This window comes from Micromonospora sp. NPDC048930, assembly GCF_043197935.1.
Lineage (GTDB): Bacteria > Actinomycetota > Actinomycetes > Mycobacteriales > Micromonosporaceae > Micromonospora.
On sequence record NZ_JBICUB010000007.1, the window covers coordinates 280,695 to 306,585 of the forward strand.

General features: G+C 72.4%; 23 protein-coding genes and 1 tRNA gene. 16 read left to right on the plus strand and 8 right to left on the minus strand.

Going from position 1 to position 25,891, the window contains the following annotated elements; translation table 11 throughout:
* Positions 1–61 precede the first annotated feature (61 nt).
* The 3 genes from ACGFI9_RS20455 (at position 62) to ACGFI9_RS20465 (ending at position 5,503) form a co-directional block, all read left to right on the plus strand.
* A complete protein-coding gene (locus tag ACGFI9_RS20455; RefSeq protein WP_393179853.1) occupies positions 62–1,594 on the plus strand; it encodes an acyl-CoA carboxylase subunit beta in 1,533 nt (510 codons plus the stop codon).
* A 79-nt stretch (positions 1,595–1,673) separates the two neighbouring features.
* Complete coding sequence (locus ACGFI9_RS20460; protein WP_393179855.1) at positions 1,674–2,828, plus strand: acyl-CoA dehydrogenase family protein; 1,155 nt, start codon at positions 1,674–1,676, stop codon at positions 2,826–2,828.
* A gap of 125 nt (positions 2,829–2,953) precedes the next feature.
* Positions 2,954–5,503, plus strand: a complete 2,550-nt coding sequence (locus ACGFI9_RS20465) for an ATP-binding protein (protein WP_393179857.1) — start codon at positions 2,954–2,956, stop codon at positions 5,501–5,503.
* Positions 5,504–5,744: 241 nt separating this feature from the next.
* Here the strand turns inward: ACGFI9_RS20465 and ACGFI9_RS20470 are convergent, their stop codons facing one another.
* On the minus strand, positions 5,745–6,242 hold the full coding sequence (locus tag ACGFI9_RS20470) for a MarR family winged helix-turn-helix transcriptional regulator (protein ID WP_393179859.1): 498 nt from the start codon (positions 6,240–6,242) through the stop codon (positions 5,745–5,747).
* A 101-nt stretch (positions 6,243–6,343) separates the two neighbouring features.
* Here ACGFI9_RS20470 and ACGFI9_RS20475 point away from each other — a divergent pair, with 101 nt between their 5' ends.
* On the plus strand, positions 6,344–6,925 hold the full coding sequence (locus ACGFI9_RS20475; RefSeq protein ID WP_393179861.1) for a YceI family protein: 582 nt from the start codon (positions 6,344–6,346) through the stop codon (positions 6,923–6,925).
* A gap of 243 nt (positions 6,926–7,168) precedes the next feature.
* Positions 7,169–8,647, plus strand: coding sequence for a glutamate--cysteine ligase (locus ACGFI9_RS20480; RefSeq protein WP_393179862.1), 1,479 nt, complete (start codon positions 7,169–7,171; stop codon positions 8,645–8,647).
* Positions 8,648–8,783: 136 nt separating this feature from the next.
* On the opposite strand, the gene ACGFI9_RS20485 is transcribed toward ACGFI9_RS20480, so the two are convergent.
* Positions 8,784–9,944, minus strand: a complete 1,161-nt coding sequence (locus tag ACGFI9_RS20485; protein WP_393179864.1) for a hypothetical protein — start codon at positions 9,942–9,944, stop codon at positions 8,784–8,786.
* 97 nt (positions 9,945–10,041) lie between these two features.
* Here ACGFI9_RS20485 and ACGFI9_RS20490 point away from each other — a divergent pair, with 97 nt between their 5' ends.
* Both ACGFI9_RS20490 and ACGFI9_RS20495 read left to right on the plus strand, forming a co-directional pair.
* Entirely contained in the window at positions 10,042–10,743 is a 702-nt protein-coding gene (locus ACGFI9_RS20490; RefSeq protein WP_393179866.1) for a PASTA domain-containing protein, read from the plus strand.
* 101 nt (positions 10,744–10,844) lie between these two features.
* Positions 10,845–11,768 carry a PASTA domain-containing protein gene (locus ACGFI9_RS20495; RefSeq protein ID WP_393179868.1) on the plus strand — a complete coding sequence of 308 codons (924 nt, stop codon included), beginning with the start codon at positions 10,845–10,847 and terminating at the stop codon, positions 11,766–11,768.
* Positions 11,769–11,771: 3 nt separating this feature from the next.
* Here the strand turns inward: ACGFI9_RS20495 and ACGFI9_RS20500 are convergent, their stop codons facing one another.
* Positions 11,772–12,206, minus strand: coding sequence for a hypothetical protein (locus tag ACGFI9_RS20500; protein WP_393179870.1), 435 nt, complete (start codon positions 12,204–12,206; stop codon positions 11,772–11,774).
* Positions 12,207–12,307: 101 nt separating this feature from the next.
* On the minus strand, positions 12,308–12,595 hold the full coding sequence (locus ACGFI9_RS20505) for a hypothetical protein (protein ID WP_393179871.1): 288 nt from the start codon (positions 12,593–12,595) through the stop codon (positions 12,308–12,310).
* 664 nt (positions 12,596–13,259) lie between these two features.
* Here ACGFI9_RS20505 and ACGFI9_RS20510 point away from each other — a divergent pair.
* The 3 genes from ACGFI9_RS20510 to ACGFI9_RS20520 all read left to right on the plus strand — a co-directional run bounded on the left by ACGFI9_RS20510 (position 13,260) and on the right by ACGFI9_RS20520 (position 14,889).
* Positions 13,260–14,141 (plus strand): helix-turn-helix domain-containing protein, encoded by an 882-nt coding sequence (locus ACGFI9_RS20510; RefSeq protein WP_393180154.1) that lies wholly within the window; start codon positions 13,260–13,262, stop codon positions 14,139–14,141.
* Positions 14,111–14,332, plus strand: coding sequence for a DUF397 domain-containing protein (locus ACGFI9_RS20515; protein ID WP_393179873.1), 222 nt, complete (start codon positions 14,111–14,113; stop codon positions 14,330–14,332). Before ACGFI9_RS20510 ends, ACGFI9_RS20515 begins: the two co-directional genes overlap by 31 nt.
* Before the next feature lie 158 nt (positions 14,333–14,490).
* Positions 14,491–14,889 (plus strand): hypothetical protein, encoded by a 399-nt coding sequence (locus ACGFI9_RS20520; protein WP_393179875.1) that lies wholly within the window; start codon positions 14,491–14,493, stop codon positions 14,887–14,889.
* On the opposite strand, the gene ACGFI9_RS20525 is transcribed toward ACGFI9_RS20520, so the two are convergent.
* Entirely contained in the window at positions 14,857–15,570 is a 714-nt protein-coding gene (locus ACGFI9_RS20525) for a hypothetical protein (RefSeq protein WP_393179877.1), read from the minus strand. The genes ACGFI9_RS20520 and ACGFI9_RS20525 overlap by 33 nt on opposite strands.
* A gap of 220 nt (positions 15,571–15,790) precedes the next feature.
* Between ACGFI9_RS20525 and ACGFI9_RS20530 the strand changes: the two genes are divergently transcribed.
* A complete protein-coding gene (locus ACGFI9_RS20530) occupies positions 15,791–17,800 on the plus strand; it encodes a S8 family serine peptidase (RefSeq protein ID WP_393179879.1) in 2,010 nt (669 codons plus the stop codon).
* Between the two features lie 61 nt (positions 17,801–17,861).
* Here ACGFI9_RS20530 and ACGFI9_RS20535 read toward each other — a convergent pair whose 3' ends face one another.
* From ACGFI9_RS20535 to ACGFI9_RS20545, 3 genes are all read right to left on the minus strand, one after another.
* Positions 17,862–18,668 (minus strand): WecB/TagA/CpsF family glycosyltransferase, encoded by an 807-nt coding sequence (locus ACGFI9_RS20535; RefSeq protein ID WP_393179881.1) that lies wholly within the window; start codon positions 18,666–18,668, stop codon positions 17,862–17,864.
* A complete protein-coding gene (locus tag ACGFI9_RS20540; protein WP_393179883.1) occupies positions 18,665–19,738 on the minus strand; it encodes an NAD-dependent epimerase/dehydratase family protein in 1,074 nt (357 codons plus the stop codon). The genes ACGFI9_RS20535 and ACGFI9_RS20540 overlap by 4 nt, the downstream gene beginning before the upstream one ends.
* Positions 19,739–19,845: 107 nt before the next feature.
* A tRNA-Leu gene (locus ACGFI9_RS20545) sits at positions 19,846–19,931 on the minus strand.
* A 209-nt stretch (positions 19,932–20,140) separates the two neighbouring features.
* Here ACGFI9_RS20545 and ACGFI9_RS20550 point away from each other — a divergent pair.
* From ACGFI9_RS20550 to ACGFI9_RS20570, 5 genes are read left to right on the plus strand one after another with little or no spacing between them, the layout of a single operon-like run.
* Entirely contained in the window at positions 20,141–20,929 is a 789-nt protein-coding gene (locus tag ACGFI9_RS20550; RefSeq protein WP_123242989.1) for a DUF3662 and FHA domain-containing protein, read from the plus strand.
* 6 nt (positions 20,930–20,935) lie between these two features.
* Positions 20,936–21,421 (plus strand): FHA domain-containing protein, encoded by a 486-nt coding sequence (locus ACGFI9_RS20555; RefSeq protein WP_393179885.1) that lies wholly within the window; start codon positions 20,936–20,938, stop codon positions 21,419–21,421.
* Positions 21,418–22,872, plus strand: coding sequence for a PP2C family protein-serine/threonine phosphatase (locus ACGFI9_RS20560; protein WP_393179887.1), 1,455 nt, complete (start codon positions 21,418–21,420; stop codon positions 22,870–22,872). The genes ACGFI9_RS20555 and ACGFI9_RS20560 overlap by 4 nt, the downstream gene beginning before the upstream one ends.
* A 28-nt stretch (positions 22,873–22,900) precedes the next feature.
* Positions 22,901–24,388, plus strand: coding sequence for an FtsW/RodA/SpoVE family cell cycle protein (locus ACGFI9_RS20565; protein ID WP_393179889.1), 1,488 nt, complete (start codon positions 22,901–22,903; stop codon positions 24,386–24,388).
* A complete protein-coding gene (locus ACGFI9_RS20570) occupies positions 24,385–25,890 on the plus strand; it encodes a peptidoglycan D,D-transpeptidase FtsI family protein (protein WP_393179890.1) in 1,506 nt (501 codons plus the stop codon). Before ACGFI9_RS20565 ends, ACGFI9_RS20570 begins: the two co-directional genes overlap by 4 nt.
* Position 25,891: the final 1 nt, after the last annotated feature.

Sequence of the window (25,891 nt, forward strand, 5' to 3'; positions counted from 1 at the left end):
GCCTAACGATCGTTCAGGTCGTTCGGCGCGCTCACGAGGCGCGGGTGGCGAGGGAGTCGGCGTGACGCTCGACGGTGAGGCACTGGAGCAGCTGCGCAAGCGCGCCAAGGCCGGCGGTGCGGACAAGTACCATGCGGCGAACGCCGCCAAGGGCAAGCTGTTCGCCCGCGAGCGGGTCGCGCTCCTGGTCGACGAGGGCTCCTTCGTCGAGGACGGCCTCTACGCCAACGCGCTGGCCGAGGGGCTGCCCGCGGACGGCGTGGTCACCGGCACCGCCACCATCGACGGCCGGCAGGTCTGCCTGATGGCGAACGACTCGACGGTCAAGGCGGGCAGCTGGGGCGCACGGACCGTCGAGAAGATCATCCGGATCATCGAGCGGGCGTACGCGACCGGCGTGCCGATGGTCTACCTGGTCGACTCGGCCGGGGCCCGGATCACCGACCAGGTCGAGCTCTTCCCCGGCCGGCGCGGCGCCGGCAAGATCTTCTGGAATCAGGTACGCGCGTCCGGCTCCATCCCCCAGGTCTGCGCCCTCTTCGGGCCGAGCGCGGCCGGCGGGGCGTACATCCCGGCGTTCTGCGACGTGGTCGCCATGGTGGACGGCAATGCCAGCATGTACCTCGGCTCCGACCGGATGGTCGAGATGGTCACCGGCGAGAAGACCACCCTCGAAGCGATGGGCGGGGCCAAGGTGCACTGCGCCGAGTCCGGCGTCGGGCACTTCCTCTGCAAGACCGAGGCCGAGGCGCTCGACGTGGTCAAGCGCTACCTGTCGTACCTGCCGGCGAACTGGCAGCAGCAGCCGCCGACGGCGCCCGCCCAGGACGCGCCGGAGAAGGCCGACCTGGCCGCGCTGGTCCCGGCCAGCGAGCGGCAGGCGTTCGACATGCGCCGGTACGTCAAGGGCCTGCTCGACGAGGACAGCTTCTTCGAGATCCAGGCGCTCTGGGCCAAGGAGCTGACCATCGGCTTCGGCCGGCTGAACGGCGAGGTCGTCGGCGTGGTCGGCAACAACTCGATGTTCAAGGGCGGCGTGCTCTTCGTCGACTCGGCCGACAAGGCCACCCGGTTCGTGCAGCTCTGCGACGCGTTCAACGTGCCGCTGCTGTTCCTCAGCGACGTGCCCGGGTTCATGGTCGGCAGCGCGGTGGAGAAGCAGGGCATCATCCGGCACGGCGCCAAGATGATCACGGCGATCTCCGAGGCGACCGTACCCAAGATCTGTGTGGTGGTCCGCAAGGCGTACGGCGCCGGCCTCTACGCGATGGCCGGCCCCGGCTTCGAGCCGGACGCGACGATCGCGCTGCCCACCGCGAAGATCGCGGTGATGGGCGCGGAGGCCGCGGTCAACGCGGTCTACGCCAACAAGATCGCCGCGATCGAGGACGAGGCCGAACGGGCCGCCTTCGTCGCCGCGAAGCGCGAGGAGTACGAGCGGGACATCGACATCGTCCGGCTCGCCAGCGAGCTGGTGGTCGACGCGATCGTCGAGCCGCACGAGCTCCGCGCCGAACTGATCCGCCGGTTCACCGCCGCCCGTGGCAAGGAGCGGCACTTCTCGAAGCGCCGGCACGGCGTCACCCCGGTCTGAACATCCCGCAGCACGACCCGTCCCGGCGTCACGAGCGCCCGGCGGCCGATCCACGAAGGCGTCCCACCAGGAGGAGCAGATGGACTTCCGGCTCAGCGAGGAACAAGAGGCGCTGCGGGAGAGCGTGCGGGAATTCGCCCGCGAGGTGGTGGCACCGGCCATCGCCGAGCACTACGAGCGGCACACCTTCCCGTACGAGATCATCCGCCAGATGGGCAAGATGGGCCTGTTCGGCCTCCCCTTCCCCGAGGAGCACGGTGGCATGGGCGGCGACTACTTCGCGCTCTGCCTGGCCCTGGAGGAGTTGGCCCGGGTCGACTCCAGCGTGGCGATCACCCTGGAGGCGGCGGTCTCGCTCGGCGCGATGCCGATCTACCGGTTCGGCACCGACGAGCAGAAGGCGCAGTGGCTGCCCAAGCTGCTCAGCGGCGAGGCGCTCGCCGGCTTCGGGCTGACCGAACCGGGCTTCGGCTCGGACGCCGGCGGCACCCAGACCCGCGCCGTGCTGGACGAGAAGACCAACGAGTGGGTGATCAACGGGTCGAAGGCGTTCATCACCAACTCGGGCACCGACATCACCACGCTGGTCACGGTCACCGCGGTCACCGGGACGAAGCCGGACGGCGGCAAGGAGCTGTCCACCATCATCGTCCCGTCCGGCACGCCCGGCTTCCGCGTCGCGCCCGGCTACTCCAAGGTCGGTTGGACCGCCTCGGACACCCACGAGCTGACCTTCGACGACTGCCGGGTCCCGGCGGAGAACCTGCTCGGCCAGCGCGGCCGGGGCTTCGCCCAGTTCCTGCGCATCCTCGACGAGGGGCGGATCGCCATCGCCGCGCTCGCGGTCGGCCTCGCCCAGGGCTGCGTCGACGAGTCGATCAAGTACGCCAAGGAACGCGAGGCCTTCGGCCAGCCGATCGGCAACTACCAGGCCATCCAGTTCAAGATCGCCGACATGGAGCTGAAGGCGCACACCGCCCGGCTGGCCTACTACGACGCCGCGGCCCGGATGCTGGCCGGTGAGCCGTTCAAGCGGCAGGCCGCAATCGCCAAGCTGCACGCGAGCACCATCGCGGTCGACAACGCCCGGGAGGCCACCCAGATCCACGGTGGGTACGGCTTCATGAACGAGTACCCGGTGGCCCGCTTCTGGCGGGACGCCAAGATCCTGGAGATCGGCGAGGGCACCAGCGAGGTGCAGCGCATGGTCATCGCCCGCGACCTGGGCATGTGAGGTGCACCCGGCCGGGCCCGTCCAGGCCCGGACGGGTCATCCGTCTGTCGGATATCCGCACCGGACGGTCGGCTGGCCGACGATCGCCTGTGAGGCGTCGGACCCGATCCGTACTCTTCGTGCCCATGACTCCCGATCATGATCGTTCGCGGAGCCCGGGTGGTCCAAGCCGGCTGCCCGATCTGCTGCGGGGGCACCGGCTCGCCGCCGGGCTCACGCAGGCCGAGTTGGCGGCCCGGGCCGGCGTCGGGGTGCGGACCGTCCGCGATCTGGAGCGGGGCCGGTCCGCGCGTCCCCAGCGCACCACGGTCGACCTGCTCGCCGGGGCCCTCGGCCTGACCGACGCCGCCCGGCAGGAGTTCCTCGCCGCCGCCCGGCCGGGCCCGGCGGCCGCGCCCCACCTCCCGGCCGCCGGTTCGCCCGCCCCCCGGTCCGGTACGCCGATCATGCTGCCCCAGCCGGTCCCGCTGCTCGGCCGGGATCGGGACGTCACCGAGGTGGCCGCCCTGCTCGGCGAGCACCCGGTGGTGAGCCTGGTCGGCCTGGCCGGGGTCGGCAAGACCGCGCTCGCCCTCGCCGTCGGGTACGCGGCGGCCGCCGATTACCCGGCCGGCGTCGCCGGCGTGCTGGTCGGCGAGGGCTCCGACGCCACCGACGTGCTCGCCGCCTCGGTCGCGGTCCTCGGGGTGAACCGGCTGGCCGACCTCTCCTGCCACCTCGCCGACCGGCCGGCCCTGCTGATGGTGGACGCGGTGGAGCGGGCGCCGGAGCCGGTGGCGGACGCCCTCGCGGCGCTCGTCGCCGCCGCGCCGACCCTGCGGGTGCTGGTCACCGGTCGACGTCCGGTCGGCCTGCCCGGCGAGCTGGTGCGCCCGGTCGCGCCGCTCGACGTACCGCCGGTCGGCGTGGCCCCGGCGGACCCGGCGGAGCTGGCCCGCTGGCCGGCCACCGCGCTCTTCGCCGCCCGGCTCGCCCGGGTGCGGCCCGAGCCACCCACTCCGGCCGAGCTGCCGGCGCTCGCCGCACTGGTCCGCCGCCTCGGCGGCCTGCCGCTGGCCATCGAGCTGATGGCGGCCCGGGGCCGCATCCTCGACGTCAACGAGCTGCTCGACCGGTACGGCGACCGGGTTCTCGACCTCGCCACCGGCGGCCGCCCCGGCTGGCGACCCGCCGACCGGCCCGCCGCCTCGGTGACCTTGCGGGAGGCGGTGGCGACCAGCTACCGGCTGCTGGCGCGGGAGGAACGGGCCGCACTGCGCCGGCTTTCCGCGTTCCGCAACCGCTGGTCCGTGGAGCTGGCCGAGGAAGTGCTCGCCGACGGCGGCGAACGGCAGGACGCGGTCCCGTTGCTCGACCGGCTGCGGGAACTCGGCCTGCTCAGCGTCCGGGGCACCGGCCCGTTCCGGTTCCGCCTGATCGACGCGGTCCGGGACTTCGCCGCCGAGCAGGCCGCCGGCGAGGGTGAACTCACCCCGATCCGGCGCCGGCACGCCCTCGTCGTCGCCGGGCTGGTGCGCCGGACCGCCCCGAACCTGGTCGGCGCGGACGTGCCCGGCGCGGTGCGGGTGCTGGACGAGATGACCAGTGACATCATCGCCGCGCTCGGGTACGCCGCCGAACACAACCCGGTGACCGCGCTGCGGCTGGCGGCGGCGCTACCCCGGTGGTGGCGGCTGCGCGGGCGGGACGTCTCCGGCCGCCGGTGGCTGCGGCGGCTGCTGGCCGACCCGCGTACCGCCGACGCCGACCCGGTGCTCCGGGCCTGGGCGATGCTCGGGGCGGCCCGGCTGGCCGCCGAGCACGGCGCGGGTCCGGAGGAACTGTCGGGGGCACGGGAGGCGCTGGCCGTCTTCGGCGCGGCCGGGGAGGTGACCGGCGAGCTGTCGGCCCGTTCGGTGCTCTGTGCGCTGCTGCCCGCCGCCGGTGCCCACGACGAGGCGCGGGAGCAGGCGCAGGCGCTGCTGGAGGTGGCCACCCGGCACGGCCGGGTACGCGAGATGGCGGTCGCCCAGACGCACCTGACCTGGCACGACGTACGGGTGGCCGACCTGGCGGGGGCGCGCCGGCGACTGGCCACGGTGGACCGCCTGGCCGCCGAGTGCGGGGAGCAGCGGCTCCGGTTGCAGGCCCGGGCCAGCCTCGCCGAGGTCACCCGCCTCGAGGGCCGGCACGTCGACGCCGTCGAGCAGGGCCGGCGGGTGGCGGCGGCCCTGGCCGAGCTGGGCGACCCCGGGCAGCGCCGGCGGGCGCTCGGCACGGTCGGGCTGGCCCTGGCCGAGGAGGGCCGCGCGGCGGAGGCGCTGGCGGTGGTGGCCGAGCTGCGGCCCGCCCTCGCGGTGCCCCGGCAGCGGTCGTCGGCCGGGGTGACCCCCGCCGAGGAGGCCCGGACCCGTCGGCCGGAGGACGCGGTCTGTGCGCTGATCGAGGGGCAGCTCGCGCTGCGCCGGGGTGACCGGGAGCTGGCGGCCGAGTGGTTCGAGGCGGCCGCCGCGGCGGCGGTCGAGGGCCGGGACCGGCGGGACCTGATCGAGGCGTTGGTGGGCCTTGCGGCGAGCACCGCCGACATGGCGGTGCTCGATCGGCTGGACCGGGCGCGCCGGTCGAGCGGCATCAGCCTGCTGCCCCGCGAGGAGGAACTGCTCTACGCGCTGGTGGCCGGTCGCGGACGCCGCTGATCCGGCCGCCGGCTGCCCGGCGAGGGGAGCGGGGGTGGCGCGAGCGAAGAAGCCCCCTGGTGTTGCCCCTCGCTCATCGCTCGCGCCGGCACCCCCCGGTGCGCCCCCGCTCGTCCGGAAGCCTATCCAGGGCCGCTAGGCGATTTGGTCGATTCCGTGGGCTTATGCGCGGATGCTTGGTGCGTTCTGCCGGTCGTTCTGCCGGTCACCGATGGGTACGGCACCCGGGCTGCCGGTCGGATCAGCAGCCGGCGGCGGTCGGGGCCGGCTCGGTGCTGCCGGCGGTCGCGCCCGGGTGGACCGCGTCGCGGACCCGGCGCAGGCCGTCGAGGAGGGAGTCCAGGGCGGCCGGATCGAGTTGACCGGTGAACCACTGCTCGATGATCTGCAGATGCCCGGGCAGGGTCTCGTCCAGCCGGGCCAGGCCGGCGGCGGTGACCACCGCGTACGAGCTGCGTCGGTCGGAGGGGCAGGCCCGGCGGCGGAGCAGGCCGTCCCGTTCCATCCGGTCCACCACCCGGGTCACCCCGCTGGTGGAGAGGGAGGTCTGGGCGGCGAGGTCGGTCATCCGCAGCTGGTTGCCGGGTGAGCGGGCGAGTCGGGTCAGCACCTCGAACTCGACCGGGGAGAGGCCGTGCTCCTCGAACTGGGCGGCGAACCGGGCCGACAGCCCGGCGGACGCCTCGAAGAGCAGGCCGACGGCGGTGATCCGGGGGTCGTCGAACACGTTTTGGTCCACGTCACCATCCTAGCAGTCCTTGACACAGGGAATATTGCTATGCCTATAGTTGCTGAGGCAGCCGTTGGCCTACTAAACAATCTCCCCTGGAGGACAGCACCATGACCAGCAGCACCGAAGCCGTTACCCGCGACTGGGAGGGCCTCACCATCCCGACCGCCGGCACCTACCTGCTGGACGCGGCTCACAAGCGCGTCGGGTTCGTGGCCCGGCACATGATGGTCAGCAAGGTACGCGGTGAGTTCGCCGAGGCGGCCGCCACCATCACCGTGGCGGAGGACCCCATGGAGTCCTCGGTGACGGCCACCATCCAGGCGGCCAGCATCCACACCGCGATGGCCGACCGCGACGCGCACCTGCGCAGCGGGGACTTCCTGGACGTGGAGAAGTTCCCGACGCTGGAGTTCCGTAGCACCGGCGTGAAGTCCCGCAACGGCAACCAGTTCATCCTCTCCGGCGACCTGACGATCAAGGACGTCACCCGCCCGGTGGAGCTGGAGGTCGAGTTCGAGGGCGTCGGCCGCAGCCCGTTCGGCCAGGACATCTTCGGCTTCTCGGCGAGCACCGAGATCGACCGTGAGGACTTCGGCCTCACCTGGAACGTCGCCCTGGAGACCGGCGGCGTCCTGGTCGGCAAGAAGATCAAGATCGAGATCGAGGGCGAGGCCGTCCGCCAGGCCTGATCTCCCCGTACGTCACACGGGCCCGTGCCGTCACCCGACGGCCCGGGCCCGTTCGGCGTATTCGGGTGCGAATTGTCACGGCTTGTTCGCGGGTCACCTGTGGTGTGACCTGGGCCGGCTGGGTAGGAGTGCAGACCTGCGCCCGGCCCCTCTGGCCCGCGGGGTGGGGCGCACTTAACGTGAATGGTTCACAATGCGTTCCGGAACGGTACGGTTCCGTTGCGCCTCGCGCCGGGAGGACAGATGGGCAGAGACGTCGAGCAGGGCGCCTTCTCCCGGGAGGACCGGGTCCGGTACCGGCAGAAGGTCCGGCGGTGCCTGGACGTCTTCGCGCTGATGCTGGACGACTTCGGCTTCGACGCCGACCGCCCGATGACCGGCCTGGAGATCGAGCTGAACCTGGTCGACTCGGCGGCCGAGCCGGCCATGCGCAACGACCAGATCCTCGCCGACATCGCCGACCCGCTCTTCCAGACCGAACTGGGGCAGTTCAACCTGGAGCTGAACGCCTCGCCCCGGCTCATCGAGGGCACCGGCTTCTCCGACTACGAGCAGGACCTGCGCGGCAGCCTGGCGCGGGCCGACGAGCGCGCCGCCAAGTCCGACGCCAAGATTGTCATGGTCGGTATCCTGCCCACCCTCACCGAGCGCCACCTCGTCGCGGACAACCTCTCCACCGACGAGCGCTACCGGGCGCTCAACGACCAGATCGTCGGCGCCCGGGGCGAGGCCTTCGAGCTGGACATCCGGGGCGTCGAGCGGCTCCGTACGGCCACCGACTCGATCGCTCCGGAGTCGGCCTGCACCAGCCTCCAGTTCCACCTCCAGGTCGCGCCGGACAGCTTCGCCGACTACTGGAACGCCTCCCAGGCCATCGCCGGGGTGCAGGTGGCCATCGGGGCCAACTCGCCGTTCCTCTACGGCCGCCAACTCTGGGCGGAGACCCGGATCGCCCTGTTCGAGCAGGCCACCGACACCCGTCCCGACGAGCTGAAGGCCCAGGGCGTACGGCCCCGGGTGTGGTTCGGGGAGCGCTGGATCACCTCGATCTTCGACCTCTTCGAGGAGAACGTCCGCTACTTTCCGCCGCTGCTTCCGATCGTCGAGGACGAGGACCCGGTGGCGGTGCTGCACGCCGGCGGGGTGCCCGAGCTCGCCGAGCTGCGGCTGCACAACGGCACCGTCTACCGCTGGAACCGGCCGGTCTACGACATCATGAACGGCCGTCCCCACCTACGGGTGGAGAACCGGGTGCTACCGGCCGGGCCGACCGTGGTGGACATGCTCGCCAACGCGGCCTTCTACTTCGGGCTCGCCCGCGGTCTCGCCGAGGCGGACCGGCCCATCTGGAGCCAGCTCACCTTCAGCTCCGCCGAGGAGAACTTCCACGCCGCCGCCCGGCGGGGGATGGACGCGGTGCTGCACTGGCCCCGGCTCGGCGAGGTGCCGGTGACCAAGCTGGTGCTCGACGTCCTGCTGCCGAAGGCCGCGCAGGGCCTCGACCGGTTCGGTGTCGCCCCGGCCGAGCGGGACCGCCTGCTCGGCGTCATCGAGCAGCGCTGCCGTACCGGCCGTAACGGGGCGGTCTGGCAGACCGAGACGGTCTGGGCGGCCGAGCGGCACCGCGGCATGGACCGGGAGGCCGCGCTGCACCACATGGTCCAGCGCTACGCCGAACTCCAGCGCAGCAACGAGCCCGTGCACACCTGGCCGGTCGACTGACCTGTTGCGCCCACCGCCCGTGCCGCCCCCGCAAGGTCGCGCTCGATCCTCGAAGTAGTCGCCTCCAGTGCGCCGGGAGACCACTACTTTCCTGTCGCAGTGTGCGGAACGGCGCGGCGCGAGCCGTCGCCGGTGGTCAGCGGCTACGGCGGCGCGCCCTGGCCCCGGTGGTCGGCGGCGTCGCGTCGCTCTCCGAAGCGGCGTCGGGTGCGTCCGCCGTGACGTCGTCTCCGGGGGTGCCGGCGAGGACCGGCGGGTCCGACGGCGTTCGCTGGGGCGGGATCGCTCGGGCCGGCTTCCCCACCGCGGGCACCTCGTCCACCGGTGCCACGGCGGCCGGCTGGTCGGCATCCGGGCCGGGCAGGTCGGCCGGCTCGTCGGTGCGCTGGTGGGGCAGGGCCACCGTGGCCCGCACGGCGGCCTGCAACTCGGCCCGCTGGGCCAGCGCGGCCACCAGCATCGAGCCGCCGAACCCGGCGATCACCGCGTACGGGGCGATCAGGTGGGCGGACATCTGCTCGGGAGCGATCGCGGCGAGCCTCGGCACCGCCAGCAGGTAGGCCAGCGCGACGAGGACCGGGCCGGCCGCACCGGAGGCCGCCGCCCCGACCCGCCGCTCCGGCAGCCGGGCGGTACGCCGGGCGGCCAGGACGCCGATCACCAGGGCGGAGCCCAGCGCGAGCAGGGCCCCGGGCCAGTAGAAGTAGTCGCGGATCCAGAAGTGGTCGCTGTCCGCGCTGATCTGCCAGATGCCCAGCTGTGCGGTGGTCAGGCCCCGGCCGGAGAGCACCCCGTCCACCACCGACACCACGGCGAGCAGCCAGAGCCAGCCGCTGGTGGCGACGAGATTGCCGGCCGCCGCCCCGGAGTGCAGCGCCCAGATCGCCAGCAGCACCCCGGCGAGCAGCCCGACGGCGGCGTACCCGGCGGCGACGGTCTGTGGGGAGGAGGTGTCCGGCACCCGGGCGGCGCGGGCCGGCACGGCGACCAGCAGCACGGTGATCAGCGCACCCACTCCGGCCGCCACCGCCAGGGCGAGATTCCGCAGCGTACGCCCGGGCTCGTCGTCGTCGGCGCGGAGCCGGTGGGCGCAGACGGCGCCGGCGACCACCGAGGTGGCCGAGATCCAGGTGGCCCAGGCCAGGCTCGCCGCCCAGGCCGCCTCGACCCGGGTGCCGCCCGCCGACGCCCAGTTGATGATGCCCAGGCCGTAGCCGAAGCCCAACTGTGCCGCTCCCGTTCCGGCGGCGACGCCGAGCGCGGTGGCGACCGATCCTCCCCAGCCCAGTCTGGCCATGCCGGGGAGCGTAGCGTCCCAGGGTCGGCGCGGCGAGCCTCGGCGGGACGCCTGCTGCGGGCCGACGACTGGTTGGTGGCGGCGGATACGGTCGCCGGTGACTGAGGCGGTGGACGCATTGACGGACGACGGGCACCCGGACCAGCAGGCCGGGGTACGCGACGAGCAGGGGCCGGACCGGACGAGGCTGCTCCTCGGCGGTGGCCTGGCCGTGGTGCTGCTCGCGGTGATCGGGGCGAGCGGCGGCTGGATGCTCGCCGGGGAACCGGAGCGTCCGGTGTCGACCGCCAGCACGCCGCCGGCCCCCGTTGCGGAGGTCTCGACCGCCGCGCCCCCCAGCACGCCGTCGGAGCGCCCCACCGGTACGCGGACCACCACCGCGGCCGGGTTGACCGTCCCGGAACTGGTGGGCATCGACTTCGAGGACGCCCGCCAGCAGTTGCGCGACCGGAAGCTCGGCTGGCGGCTGGTCTTCGGCACCGGCTCCGACCGGTCGGTCCTGCGCACCTCCCCGGAGCCGGGTACGCCGGTGCGGCGCGGCGTCACCGTCACCCTCTGGGTCGCCGGGTCCGCGCCGGCCGTCTCCGTACCGGATCTGGCCGCGCTGGACTGCGGCGACGCCGCGGACGACCTGGTCGAGGCGGGCCTCTATCCGCGCTACCGCGCCGGCCGGAAGGGCGAGGTCACCGCCCAGGATCCGGTCGCGGGCGCGCCGGCGCACTGGAACGACCCGGTCGCCCTCACCTGCGGCGCCGCGCCATCGGCGGGGCCGGTGGAAACCCCGTCGCCGACTGCGTGACAGGCGGCTCACCGCGCTGATCCGCGCCGATGGTTGCCCGGGCCGATACCGTGGACGACCGAGGGCCAGGCCGCCCGACCCCGGCGGGGAAAGGACGTGCGATGAGCGACGACCGCCAGGAGCCACCCGCCGGGGACGCCGACGCGACCCGGGCGCTGCCCCCCGAGCGTCCGACGGGCGGGGACAGCGACCCGGACGCCACCCGGGCCATGCCGCCCGGCGGTGACCCGGACGCCACCCGGGCACTGCCGCCGGACCGTCCGCCGACCGGTGGCGCCGACGCCACCCGGGCGATGCCCCCGGCGGGCCGCCCGGACGCCGACGCCACCCGGGCGATGCCGGCGACGGGTGGGTCGGACCGGGAGGACGAGACCCGGACGATGCCCGGTGCCGGCCAGGGCGAGGCCAGCACTCGCCGGGAGCCCGGTGGCGCCACCGCTCCGCTGCCGCCCACCCCGCCGGCCTGGTCGGGGCGGGCCGGGGTGCCGACACGACCGGCCGCCTACCAGGAGCCCGGCGCCGAGTGGTACGCCGAGGAGCAGGCGGGCCGGCGCTGGTGGATGCCGATCCTGCTGGGAATCCTCGCCCTGCTGCTGATCGCCCTGATCGGCCTGGGGGTGTGGCTGGCGCTCCGCGCCGCCGAGCGGAACCCGGGGCCCGCGCCGTCGTTCACCGCCGTGCCGACCACCGCCCCGCGGACCAGCGCCGCACCGACCACCACGGCGCCAAGCACCTCCCCGCCGACCACGCCAGCCAGCCCGACCAGTGCCGGAGTTGCCATGCCGCCCCTGGTGGGGCTGCCCCAGTCCGCCGCCCGGGCGATCCTCGACCGGCTCGGCGTGGACTACCGGGTGGAGACCCGGGAGTCCGACCGCCCGGCCGGCACGGTGCTCGAGACCGACCCGGCGGCCGGCGAGCCGATCGGGGACGGGGACCAGGTCACCCTCGTGGTGGCCGAACCTGTGGCGCCGACGACCGGTGCCGGCACGGCGACCGCCGGCCCGACGGCCACCGCCACGCCCTGACCGTCACCACTGCCGACGTCTCGTGCCGACCAGGCCCAACCCGGCCAGCGAGATGGCGAGGCCGAGCAGCCCCGAGTAGAACAGCGACCTCGTCACGTCCTCGGTGCCGCCGACGCCCTCCGGGTCGGCCAGCGCGCCCTGCCCGGCGCCGGCGCCCGCCTCGTCCGGGCTGGATGATGCCCCGAGCCTGTCGTCCTCCGGCGCCCCGGCCCAGCCGCGTTCGTCCGTCGGCGTGGCCGGCGGGTCGGTGCCCTCCCCGACCACGGTGATCTCCGGAGCGGGCACGGGTTCGCTCAACTGCTCGGTGGAGGAGAAGGCGGGATGGCGTACCAGGAGCGCGAGCGCGGTCGCGGTGCCGAGGAGCGCCAGGAGCCCGAGGGCGTAGGTGATTGGGGACCGGTGGTGCCGCCGTGCTGCGGGCAGATTGACCATGACCATCCCAGGTTCAGGGTCAGGGACGCACGGGGTGGAGACTTCGCCGGGGTGGGCGTACCGATTCTATGGCGGCGGCACGCCCCCCGACCGGGTAATTCGTGGGGTCAGCCGACCCGGACCGGGGTGCGGACGACCGGACGGCGGCTGGTCCGGACGGTGTGCTGACGTGGTGCCGGCGCGGCCTGATGCTGCCGCAGCCCGTCCTGCTGTACGAAGATCGACCGCCGGTTGACCGCGTCCCCCGCCGCGTTCAACTCGTAGCCGTCGAGCCAGAGCCAACCGTCGTAGGTCGGCCAGTCGAGTACCCGGATCACCCGGAACATGATCGGTCGGAAGAACTGGACACTCGCCGCGCGAGTCACGTGCAGTACGTCACCAGAGCGGGGAAGCACATGGGCTCCTGGGATGGGTCGGCCGGCGGGCGAGCCGGCGGAGGACTGATCGGGGGAAAGGTCGGCCCGGTGACGGGGTCGTGCCTCGTGGACCGGCTGATCAGGTGTGTCGGTGGTGGTCGAGTGGCCCCGCGGTGGCGGGGTGCCACCCGACCATCACCCGGCTGCTCCCGGTTACCGCTCCCGCCGCCGCAGCCAAACTGGCGTACAGCGGCGGGGTCTTCACCCCGGGGCAGGTCTCACGGCGCGGGACGGCTCCCCTCCTGCCGTCCCACGGCCCGTGGGACTACCACGCCGGGAGATCATGCGAAGACGGTGAGTAACCCGTGCCATACCGACAGACTGCATCAGTGACGTGCTTCATGCAAGTTGCACGTCGACTTTTGCCGATACGCGAGCAGGACACGTGAACGGGACGCTTGAAGCCTCAGGTCCCGGGGCGGCACACTGGACGCCGGTTTCGCCCGACGCGGCCGGTCGAGGACCGGCACCACCCCCTGCCGCGAACGATCGCCCGCCGTACGACGGCCGCGCCCTGGCGGGTGTCGAACCGGGCGCGATCGACCGGAGGTAGCCGGGTGAGCGAGCGGAGCGAGCGGACCAGCAAGCTCAGCAGCGCGAGGAGCCAGCGTTCCCGTCCAGCGACTCGCGGAGCCGCCTCGTGGTGAGCGAACGGCGCAGCCCCACCATCCGGCGTCGCCGGCTCGGCGCGGAACTGCGCCGTCAGCGGGAGGCGGCCGGCATCACCATCGAGGTGGTCGCCGAGCAGTTGGAGTGCTCGGCCTCCAAGATCTCGCGGATCGAGACCGGCCACACCACGGCCACCCCCCGCGACGTGCGGGACATGCTCCGCATCTACGGGGTGGTGGGCGCGGAGAGCGACGAGCTGGTGCAGATCGCCCGCGAGGCCCGGCAGAAGGGCTGGTGGCATCCGTACAGCACGGTGCTGGTCGGGGCGTACGTGGGGCTGGAGGCGGCGGCCAGTTCGATCCGGGCGTACGAACAGCAGGTCGTGCCCGGCCTGTTGGAGACCGAGGAGTACGCGGGGGCGATGATCCGGGCCGCTCGGCCGGACTTCAGCGCCGAACAGGTGGAACAACGGGTGCGTGTCCGTCTGGGCCGTCAGTCGTTGTTGACGCAGGACGATCCGGTCGATCTGTGGGTGGTGCTCGATGAGGCGGTGCTGAGCCGGCCGGTCGGCGGCGACGCGGTGATGCGTGGCCAGCTCGAACGGCTGGTGGAGGTGGCCCAACTGCCGAACGTGACGTTGCAGGTCCTGCCCTTCGAGGTGGGAGCGCACGCCGGCATGGACGGCACCTTCACCATTCTCAGCTTCCCCGAACCGAGTGATCCCGATGTCGTGTACGCGGAGAACGCCACGGGTGGGCTCTTCCTCGAGAAGAGCGACGAACTGCAGAAGTACAGCTTCATCTTCGATCACATTCGAGCGGCGGCCATACGCCCGGAGGAATCCATAGCACACATCGCAAAACTGGCAGAGGAGCCGTTGTGGAAATGGCGACCAAGGAGTTCCCCGTGGACCTGACGCAGGCGACGTGGTTCAAGAGCTCGAAGAGTGGGCCGAACTGTGACAACTGCGTGGAGGTCGCGTATGTGACCGGGGCGGTCGGCGTTCGGGATTCAAAGGACAAGACGGGCCCTGCCCTGATCTTCGCCCCGGGTGACTGGCGCGCCTTCGTCGGCGGCGCCAGGCACGGTGTGTTCGTCCGGGACTGATCCGACGCTCCCCGGACCGAGAGCTGGTCCCGCCCGGCAGCGTGGCCGGGCGGGACCATTTCGTTTTCCGCGGCCGGCCGGTCCGGCCACCCGTCGCCAGTTCCGCCCCGCCTCGTTGAACCGCACAGATCGGCAACCGAACGAGGCAGGCGAGACGGATGACGACGATCGGTTCAGAGAATCTCACCAACGGCCCGGGCAAGCCGGAACGGTTCGGCGGCAAGTACCGCGGGGCGCGCCGGGACACCGTCCTCACCGAGGTCTCCGCCGACACCGAGATCGGTGGCCGGGACGCGGCCGCCCCGGAGCAGGCGTCCCCGCCGCTCTCCCTGCCCTCGCTGGACCCGAACCCGCTCACCGAACCGTCGTTCCCGCCGAGCGGCTGGCCGCTGGAGCAGTCCGAGTCCCTGGTGGACCACCCGCTGCTGCGCGGCCTGCTGATGGAGTTGCCGCCCAAGGGCAGCGTCCCGCCGCCCGGCTGGCTGGACCGCTGGTTCGAGGCGACCCGGGCGATCCTCGAACTGCTATACGTGCAGGGGACTGGCCGCTCCCGGTGACCGGGTGGCTTGCGGCCACAATTCGGCCTCCGCGCCGGTAGGCGGCGCTCCGGACCGAATGAAGGCCGGGCGGCCAGGTTCGGCCTCCGCGCCGCGAGGTGGCGCTCCGGACCGAACGAAGGCCGGTGGCATGGCCCGCTCGGCGAGCCGGTTGTGCCGCAGCGCGTGGCGTACGCCGATCACCATGGCGCCGAGCGCGCCGACGGTGATGGCGGGGCCGGTCACGGCAGGACCGGCGAACAGGTCCACGCCGGCCGCCGAGACCAGGGATGGCAGCACCGCGAGCGCGGTCAGTTGGAGCGGCAGCCCGACCAGCGGGTGGGCCGCGGCCGCCCGCAGGCCGTGCGGGGCCGGGGTGTCGGGGGCGGCGGCGAAGGCGCCCGCGCCGGCCCACAGCCGCCGGATCCGCCGGACCGAGCAGACCGCGACGACCAGCGCCGGGCCCGCCGCGAGCAGCAGGCCGGAGGCGGCCCGGTCGATCGGCGTCGTGCCGGCACTCTGCAGGCCCACGAACAGGACGGCCGCGGTCAGCACCAAGCCCGTGAGGGTCAGGCCGGACAACCATCCGGTACGCCGGCGCAGTGCACGGGCGCGGTCCAGCCGGGGCAGTCCGTCCGCCACGATGCCGGCGGCCGCCCAGACGGCGGCGACGGGGAGCAGAACGATGAGATGGCCGTCCATGTGCCCAGCCTTGCCCAGTTCGACGTGCACCGAATCCGGGGCGTGACCCCGGTTCGTCCCGTACGCCCTCCCGTAGGGGGCATCCCGTCGGCGTTATGGCACATCCGGCATCTTCACAGTGCTCAGGCCGTGGACCTAGCCTCTCCTTGATCGGTCAGCGTCGATTCGCCTGCGCCTCACCGGGCGGACGGTCCTGTGCCGGTCGGGAGGAGGTAGGGAGATGGGTCTCCCACACAGGTCCGTACTCGTCGGAGTGGCCGCCCTGACCATGCTCGCGGCCGCGTCGCCCGCGTCGGCCGCGGAACCCACCGGCGTGATCCTTCACGCCGGCGGGGCCACCGCGGTGGCCGACAGCTACCTGGTCGTGCTGAAGGACGCCACGGTCGCCCCCACCCAGGTCGACGACACCGCTGCCCGGCTCACCGCCCGGCACGGCGGCACGGTGGCCCGTACCTGGAGTGCGGCCCTGCGGGGCTTCGAGGTCCGGGTGAAGGCACAGGCCGCGGCCCGGATCGCCGCCGACCCCGCGGTGTCCTACGTGGAACAGAACCACACCATCACCATCGCCGGCACCCAGACGAACCCGCCGTCCTGGGGCCTGGACCGGATCGACCAACGGAACCTGCCGCTGGACAACTCGTACACCTACCCGAACACGGCGAGCAACGTGCACGCCTACGTCATCGACACCGGCATCCTGTTCGGGCACAACGACTTCGGCGGCCGGGCGGTCTCCGGCTTCGACGCGGTGGACGGCGGCTCAGCCGACGACTGCAACGGCCACGGCACGCACGTCTCGGGCACCGTGGGCGGCTCGTCGTACGGGGTGGCCAAGGGCGTCCAGCTCGTCGGCGTCCGGGTGCTGAACTGCCAGGGCAGCGGCACCACCGCCCAGGTGGTGTCCGGCATCGACTGGGTCACCGCGAACGCGGTCAAGCCGGCCGTGGCGAACATGAGCCTCGGCGGCTCCGCCGACACCGCGATCGACAACGCGGTGACCAACTCCATCAACTCCGGCGTCACCTACGCGGTGGCGGCGGGCAACGGCGACATCTTCGGCAACCGGCAGAACGCCTGCAACTACTCGCCGGCCCGGGTCGGGTCGGCGATCACCGTCGGCGCCACGCAGAACAACGACGCCGCCGCGAGCTTCTCCAACTACGGGACCTGCGTCGACATCCTGGCGCCGGGCGTCAACATCACCTCCGCCTGGTACACGAGCAACAGCGCGACGAACACGATCAGCGGCACCTCGATGGCGTCGCCGCACGTGGCCGGCGTCGCGGCGCTCGTGCTCGCGTCGAACCCGTCGTGGAGCCCGCAGCAGGTGCGGGACTACCTGGTCAACAACGCCACCCCGAACGTGGTGACCAACGTGGGCACCGGCACGCCGAACCGGCTGCTCTACGTCGTCAACGGCAGCACCCCGCCGCCGACCAACGACTTCTCCGTCTCGGTGTCGCCGACCTCCGGCTCCACCGCCCCGGGCGGCTCGGTGACGGCCACCGTCAACACGGCCACCACCAGCGGTTCGGCCCAGTCGGTCAGCCTCTCCGCGAGCGGCCTGCCGAGCGGCGCGAGCGCCTCGTTCAACCCGGCCACGGTGACCTCCGGCGGCTCCTCCACGCTCACCATCACCACCTCGGCCGGCACCCCGCCCGGCACGTACGCGGTCACCGTCAGCGGTACGGCGGCGTCGGGCACGAAGACCGCGAGCTACTCGCTGACCGTCACGGGCTCGGGTGGCTGCACCGGGGCCGGGCAGAAGCTGGGCAACCCCGGCTTCGAGTCGGGTAACACCGTCTGGGCGTCCACCTCGGGCGTCATCGGCCAGTACGGCTCGTCGGGCCAGCCGCCGCGCTCCGGCACCTGGAACGCCTGGCTGGACGGCTATGGCACCACCCACACCGACACCCTGTCCCAGGCGGTGAGCCTGCCCAGCGGCTGCACCTCCTACAACTTCACCTTCTGGCTGCACATTGACAGCTCCGAGAGCACCACGAGCGTCCAGTACGACAAGCTCACCGTGCAGGTGCTCAACTCCTCCGGCACGGTGCTGGCGACGCTGGCCACCTACTCCAACCTGAACAAGGCCGCCGGCTACACCCAGCGGTCCTTCTCCCTGGCCGCCTACGCCGGCCAGACCGTCACCCTGAGGTTCACCGGCACCGAGGACGTCTCCCTGCAGACGTCCTTCGTCATCGACGACACGGCCGTGACCGTCTCCTGAGCCAACCTCTTCCCACCGGCGTCCGGCGGTCACCCCACAGGTGGCCGCCGGACGTCGTCTGTCAGACGTCGAAAGTGGTGGGACGGTCGGTGGCCGGCGGCGGCGGGGTGGCCTTCCACAGGCCGGTCCGCTGCGCCGCCAGCCGGGCCAGATACGCCGGGTTGAGGATGACGTAGCGCCGCCAGAGCCGCTTCGGCTCCAGGCCGAGCCGCCAGAACCACTCCAGCCCGGCCCGCTGCATCCACGGCGGGGGGTTGCGCAGCAGCCCGGCGTGGTAGTCGAACGCCGCGCCCACCGCCATCAGCGGCATGTCGAGCAGCGGCCGCATGGCGTACGCGAAGACCTCCTGGCGGGGGCAGCCCAGCCCGACCAAGACGAGCCGGGCCCCGCTGGCCTTGATTCGGTCGGCGATCTCGACGTCCTCACCCGGCTGCAGGGAGCGGAACTTGGACGCCTCGACCCCGGCGATCTTCAGCGCCGGGAACTTCCGCTCCAGGGCCGGGATCAGCCGGGACAGCGTCTCCTCGGTGGAGCCGTACAGGTAGACCGGCAGCCCCTCCTCGGCGAAGCGGGCGAGCACCCGCAGCGTCAGCTCCGGGCCGTAGACCCGGTCGGTGAGGCCGGCGCCGTGCAGCAGGTTGAGCGCCCAGCGGACCGGCTGGCCATCCGGGGTGACCACGTCGAACGAGTTGAGCCGGGCGTTGTGCGCCGGATCGAGCACCCCGGTCATCACGCCGTGCACGGCCAGCGCGGTCAGGGCCAGCGGGCGCCGCTCGTGCGCCGCCGCGACGACCGCCTCGGTCGCCCGGGCGTAGTCGGTCGCGTCGACGAGTACGCCGAGCACGTTCCGCTTGGTCCCGGTGGTCATGCCTTCGGCACCCACTTGTCGACGTTGGCCTCGTAGATCTCCCGCAGGATCATCGGCACGTCGTAGGTGATCTTCCAGCTCGGGTAGTGCTCCTCGAAGCGGGCCATGCTGCTGACGTACCACTGGTGGTCGCCGGTGCGGGCCTGCTCGACGTAGTTGATCTGCGCCTCGCGGCCGGTGATCTGCTCGGCGATCCGGAACGCCTCGATGTGCGAGGTGTTGGAGTGCCGGCCGCCGCCCAGGTTGTAGACCTGCGCCGAGCGCGGCTCACGGAAGAACGCCTCGAACGCGGTGAGCACGTCGCGGGAGTGGATCGCGTCGCGGACCATCTTGCCCTTGTAGCCGAAGAGGTTGTACGTCCGGCCCTCCATGACGCAGCGCATCAGGTACGCGAGGAAGCCGTGCAGCTCGGCCGCGGAGTGCGCCGGGCCGGTCAGCGTGCCGCCCCGGAAGCAGGCGGTCCGCATGTCGAAGTACCGGCCGTACTCCTGGACCATCACGTCCGCGGCGACCTTCGAGGCGCCGAAGATCGAGTGCAGCGACTCGTCGATCGACATGTCCTCCGGGATGCCCGCGAAGTACGGGTGGTCCTCGGGCAGCTCGTACCGGGTCTCCAGCTCGACCAGCGGCAGGCTGTTCGGGCGGTCGCCGTACACCTTGTTGGTGGAGCAGTGGATGAACGGCGCCTCGATCGCGTGCCGGCGGGTGTTCTCCAGCAGGTTGAGGGTGCCGCCCGCGTTCACGTCGAAATCCGTGTACGGCTCCTTGGCCGCCCAGTCGTGGCTGGGCTGCGCCGCGCTGTGGATCACCACGGCGATGTCCGAGGCGTACCTCTTGAAGACCTTCTCCAGGCCGTCCCGGTCCCGGATGTCCACCGGGTAATGGGTATAGGAGGTGCCCAGGTCGGCGGCGAGCCGGTCCAGGCTCCAGGAGGTCGACCCGTCCTCGCCGAAGAAGTACCGGCGCATGTCGTTGTCGATGCCGACCACGTGGAGACCGAGGCCGGCGAAGTGCCGGGCCGCCTCGGAACCGATCAGACCGCCCGAGCCGGTCACCAACGCGACACTCACACGCCACTCCTGATCCATAGGAGGCAGGGACGAATCGGAGCATAGCGTGACGCCCAGCACGCCCCGATACGGCGCGAGGGCCCCGCTTGGTTGCGGAGCCCTCGTGATGGTGGGGAAGGGGGGAGTTGAACCCCCACGCCCTTTCGGGCACACGGACCTGAACCGTGCGCGTCTGCCATTCCGCCACTTCCCCGTGGCCTGACCTGGAACACCGTAGCTCATCCCGCTCCCGCCGCCTGCGGCGGGTGCCGGAACATATTACGCTGTCCCCGGTCATCGCCACGAGCGATCACCGTTCGTGGCGGACGAAACTGTAGCACGGCCTTCGGGTCGTCCACGAACGGGCCGCCGGCAGCCGGCCGAGCGGCATGTGAGCTGCGGGGGCGGTGTCCGGATACCATCATGGCCTCGGGACCCGAGGAGGAGCCGGTGAGCGTGCTGCAACGCTTCGAAAAGCGTCTGGAAGGCCTGGTCGAGGGGGCCTTCGCCAAGGTCTTCAAAGGGGTGGTGCACCCCGTGGAGATCCTCAACGCCATGCAGCGGGAGGCCGAGGCGCACAAGGCGATCCTGGCCGGCGGGCGCACGTTGGTGCCCAACCGCTACGTGATCGATCTCTCGCCGTACGACCACAGTCGGCTGGCGCCCTACGCCGCCGCGCTGGCCCAGGAGTTGGCCCAGTCGCAGGCGGAGTTCATCGGCGAGCAGGCCTGGACGGTCTACGGGGACGTGATCGTCGAGATCGAGCGCGGCGAGGGGCTGGACACCGGCATGTTCCGGGTCACCGCCGAGGTCTACACCGGTGGCGACGTGGCGCCGGTCTCCGCGCCCGGCGGCTACGACGCCGGCCCGGCCTACCCGGCGTACGACCAGGGTGGCGGCTACGGCCCGCCGCCCGGGCACGGCGGTGGCCGCAACGTCCGTCTGGTCTCCGGCGACGGCCGTACCTACCCCCTCCAGATGGGCTCGACCGTGATCGGCCGCGGTGACCAGGCCAATTTGCGCCTGCCCGACGTCGGCATCTCCCGGCGGCACGCCCGGCTGGACTTCGACGGCGGCCAGGTGGTGCTGACCGACCTCGGCTCCACCAACGGCACGATGGTCAACGGCCAGCGCGTCTCCGCCGTCGCCCTCAACCCGGGCGACATGATCCAGCTCGGCACGACCACCCTGACCTTCCGCGTGGACGGCTGATCCGCGTTGCCGGAACTCGTCATCACCGTCGCCCGGTTCGGGTTCCTCATCCTGCTGTGGATCTTCGTATTCACGGTGGTCGGTGTGATCCGCCGGGACCTCTTCGCGGGGGCCCGGTCGGGTCGGCTGGTGGCCGCGCCGCGCGGGGTCGGCGCCCCGGCCGGGCCGGCGGCCAAGCCGGCGAAGGTGAAGCGGGGGCGGGCGGCGCACCAGCTGGTGGTCACGGCGGGTCAGTTGGCCGGCACCCGGATCACTCTGGGTGAGGCCCAGATCACCATCGGTCGCGCCGAGGATTCGACGCTGGTGATCACGGACGACTACGCGTCCGCGCGACACGCCCGACTCGTGCCGCGTGACGGGCAGTGGTTCGTCGAGGACCTCGGATCGACTAACGGCACCTACCTGGATCGCGCTAAGGTCACCGGACCAACCCCCGTCCCCCTCGGCGTGCCGATCCGCATCGGCCGCACTTCCCTCGAATTACGGCCATGACTCTGACCCTGCGCTATGCGGCCCACAGCGACCGCGGTCTGATCCGAGACGGTAACCAGGATTCCGTCTACGCCGGACCGCGGCTGCTCGCCGTCGCCGACGGCATGGGCGGCATGGCCGCCGGTGACGTCGCCAGCAACATCGTCATCGGTGCCATGGCGCCCCTCGACGAGGACGTCCCCGGGGACGCCCTCGTGGACGCGCTCCGTTCGGCCGTGGGCACCGCCAACCAACAACTCCGCGACACGGTGGACGCCAACCCCCAGTTGGAGGGGATGGGCACCACGCTCACCGCGACCCTCTTCTCGGGCAGCAAGCTCGGCATGGTCCACATCGGTGACTCGCGGGCCTACCTCCTGCGCAACGGCGAGTTCGCGCAGATCACCAAGGACGACACGTACGTCCAGATGCTCGTCGACGAGGGCCGGATCAGCGCGGAGGAGGCGAGCAGCCACCCCCAGCGCTCGTTGCTCACCCGGGCGCTCGACGGCCGCGACATCGACCCGGAGTACAGCGTCCGCCAGGTGCTCCCCGGCGACCGCTACCTGATCTGCTCGGACGGCCTCTCCGGCGTGGTCAGCGCGGACACCATCGCCGACACCATGCGCGAGTACGCCGACCCGCAGCAGTGCGTCGAGCGCCTGGTGCAACTCGCGCTGCGCGGCGGCGGCCCGGACAACATCACGGTGATCATCGCCGACGCCACCGATCAGGACATCGTCGAGGCGTCCCCGATCGTGGGCGGCGCCGCCGCCCGGGACCGGGGCATGGCCACGTCGGCCGACGTCTCCACCCCGGCCGCCCGCGCCTCCGCGCTCTCCGCGCCCCGGCCGGCGGCACCCGAGGAGCCGGCGGACACCCGCGACGACGATCCCGAGCCGCGTCGGCACCGCCCGCTGCGCAGCGCGGCCATGCTGCTGGCCCTGCTGGTCATCCTCGGCGGCGGCCTCTTCGGCGGGTGGAGCTACACCCAGCGCCAGTACTACGTCGGCGCCACGGAGGAGGGGCAGCTCGCGGTGTTCCGGGGCGTACCGGGCCAGATCGCCGGTCTCGACCTGTCTCGGGTGCACGCCACCAGCGAGGCCAAGCTGGACGACCTCACGCTGGCCGCGCAGGAGCAGGTCAAGCAGGGCATCCAGGCCAAGAGCGAACCGGACGCCGAGCGGCGGCTGGCCGAGCTGACCAGCGACGACCCGGCCAACCCGAACCTGAAGCCGCTCTGCCCGTCGAGCCCGAGCCCGACGGCCGCCGCGCTCAGCCCGACGCCGTCCTCGACTCCGACCGCGGCTGCCAGCGCCACCGCCAGCCTGGTGGCGCCGTCCGGCAGCGCCAGCGTCACCGCGCCGGCCACCCCCACGCCCGCGCCGAGCGCGCCGACCACCACGCCCGACGCCATCCCCTCCGACACGGTCCCGCCGGTCGACCCGGCCGGCTGCCGGTCGCCGGAGTGAGCGTCGGTTCGACCCGGAGGACGCATCCGTGACCGCAGCCGCCGTACCGGCAGCCTCGCCCGCCTCGACGGGCGAGCAGCCTGGCGTACGCCTGGCCCGGTCCCGGCGCAACGCCGAGCTGTCGCTGCTCCTGCTGGCCATGGTGCTGGTGGCGGCGTACTCGGCGACCGTCGAGGCGAACGTGCTGGACACGGTCACCTCGGACTTCTGGGTCCCGGCCGCCACGCTGGGCCTGGTCTTCCTCGGCCTGCACCTGGTGATCCGCTGGCTGGCGCCCTTCGCCGACCCGGCGCTGCTGCCGGCGGTCGCCCTGCTCAACGGCATCGGCGTGGGCTTCCTGCGCCGCTACGACCTGGCCCAGGCGGCTCCGGAGGAGCGGGAGCACCTGGCCATCTTCGCCGGCACCGGCGGCCGGCAGCTCGCCTGGACGCTCGGGGCGGTGATCCTCGCCGCCGGGCTGCTGGCGATCATGCGGGACCACCGGTCGCTCTCCCGGTACGCGTACACCCTGGGGCTGGCCGGCATCGTGCTGGTGATGATCCCGGCGGTGCTGCCGGCCCGGTTCTCCGAGATCAACAACGCCAAGCTGTGGATCCGGATCGGCGGCTTCTCGATCCAGCCGGGTGAGTTCGCCAAGCTCGCCCTGCTCGCCTTCTTCGCGTACTACCTGGTCCGCAAGCGGGAGGTGCTGTCGCTGGCCAGCCGCCGGCTGCTCGGCATCGACTTCCCGCGCGGACGCGACCTCGGCCCGGTCCTCGTGGTCTGGCTGATCAGCCTCCTGGTCCTGGTCTTCGAGAAGGACCTGGGCACCTCGCTGCTCTACTTCGGCATGTTCGTGGTGACGCTCTACATCGCCACCGAACGGGTGAGCTGGCTGCTGATCGGCCTGATCCTCTTCTTCGGCGGCGCCTACCTGGCGTACCTCCTGGGCAGCACGGTCGGCGGTCCGTTCGCCAACTTCTACCTGCGCGCGGAGATCTGGCTGGACCCGTTCGGTGACCCGTACGACAAGGGCTACCAGCTCGTCCAGGGCCTGCTCACGCTCGGCAGCGGCGGCCTCTTCGGGGCCGGTCCGGGCGGTGGCCAGCCGACCCTGCTGCCCGAGGTGCAGACGGACTTCATCTTCGCCGGCATCGGCGAGGAGATCGGGCTCTTCGGCCTCTCCGCGCTGCTCGTGGTCTACCTGCTGATCGTCGAGCGCGGGCTGCGGGCCGCGCTGGCCGTCCGCGACTCGTTCGGCAAGCTGCTCGCCGGCGGCCTGGCCTTCACCCTGGGCCTCCAGGTCTTCGTGATCGTCGGCGGGATCAGCAAGCTCATCCCGCTGACCGGCCAGACCACCCCGTTCCTCTCCGCCGGTGGCTCGTCGCTGATGGCGAACTGGCTGCTCATCGGGGTCCTGCTCCGGGTCTCCGACGGCGCCCGTCGGCCGGTGACCGGGGGCGGACCGGTGGCCCGGCCGTCGGGCGGCCCGCCGGAACAGCTGCACGGTGCTCCCACGGAGGTGATCCGGCCGTGAACGCACCGCTGCGCCGCGTCGGAGTGGTCGTGATGATCCTGTTCGGACTGCTCTTCGCGAACCTGAACTGGATCCAGGCCTACAAGGCGGACGAATACCGCAACAGCGACTACAACGGCCGGGTCCAGGTCGCCGAGTACGACCGCAAGCGCGGCAACATCGAGGTCGGTGGCACCGCGTACGCGATCAGCAAGGACACCGGCGGGAAGCTGCGCTACCTGCGCACCTACCCCGCCGGCGAGGAGTACGCGCACGTGCTCGGCTACCAGCCGGTCAACGGGAGCGCGACCGGCATCGAGCGGACCGAGAACCAGTTCCTCGCCGGCACCAGCGATCAGCTCATCGGTGACCGGGTGAAGGACATGTTCACCGGGAACAAGACCGGCGGCGGCAACGTCCTGCTGACCCTCTCGAAGCGGGCCCAGGACATGGCGTACAAGCAGCTCCAGAACAACGAGGTCGGGGCGACCCGGGGCGCGGCGATCGCGATCGACCCGCGTACCGGGGCGGTGCAGGCGCTCGTCTCCATGCCGAGCTTCGACCCGAACCCGCTGGTCAGCCACGACACCGCTGCGGCGTCGAAGGCGTTCAACCAGCTCGAGCAGGACAAGGACCGGCCGCTGGCCAACCGGGCGCTGTCCGAGGTGCTGCCGCCCGGCTCCACCTTCAAGGTCATCATGTCCGCCGCGGCGCTGGAGAGCGGCTACACCAAGCAGACCAGGATCCCCGCCGGGGAGAGCTGGACCCCGCCGACGTCCGGCACGCCGATCAAGAACGCGGCCGACTCGATCTGCCCGCAGGACGAGGTGACCCTGATCCAGGCGCTCACCGAGTCCTGCAACACCGGCTTCGCGCAGCTCGGCGTGAAGCTCGGCGCGGACAAGGTCAAGGACAAGGCGCGCGCGTTCGGCTTCGAGCAGGACGACCTCACGGTCGGGCAGCTGGGCGAGGGCGGCCTGCCGGTGGCGGCCAGCCGGACCGGCGAGATGACCGCCCCGGACGGGGCCACCGACCCGGCCGCGCTGGCCCAGTCCTCGATCGGCCAGCGCGACGTCCGGATGACCCCGTTGCAGGGCGCGCTGATCGCCGCCTCGGTGGCCAACGGCGGCAGCCAGATGCGGCCGTACCTGGTCAAGCAGTTGCTGGCCCCGGACCGCACCACCAGCTACTACACCGCCAAGCCGCGCGAGCTGCGCCAGCCGGTGAGCGGGCAGGTCGCGGCCGACCTGCGGGACATGATGGTCAGCGTGGTCGAGAACGGCACCGGCAAGTCGGCCCGTATCCAGGGCTACACGGTCGGTGGCAAGACCGGCACCGCCCAGTCCGGCCCGGGCACCCCCGACCACGGCTGGTTCATCGGCTTCGCCCTGGACCGGAACGGCACCCCGATCTCCGCCGTCTGCGTGGAGCTGGAGCAGGCCGGCTCCGGCGGCAGCCACGAAGCGGCCCGGATCGCCGGCAAGATCATGGCGGCGGCGATCGCCGACTCCGGGGGCCGCTGAC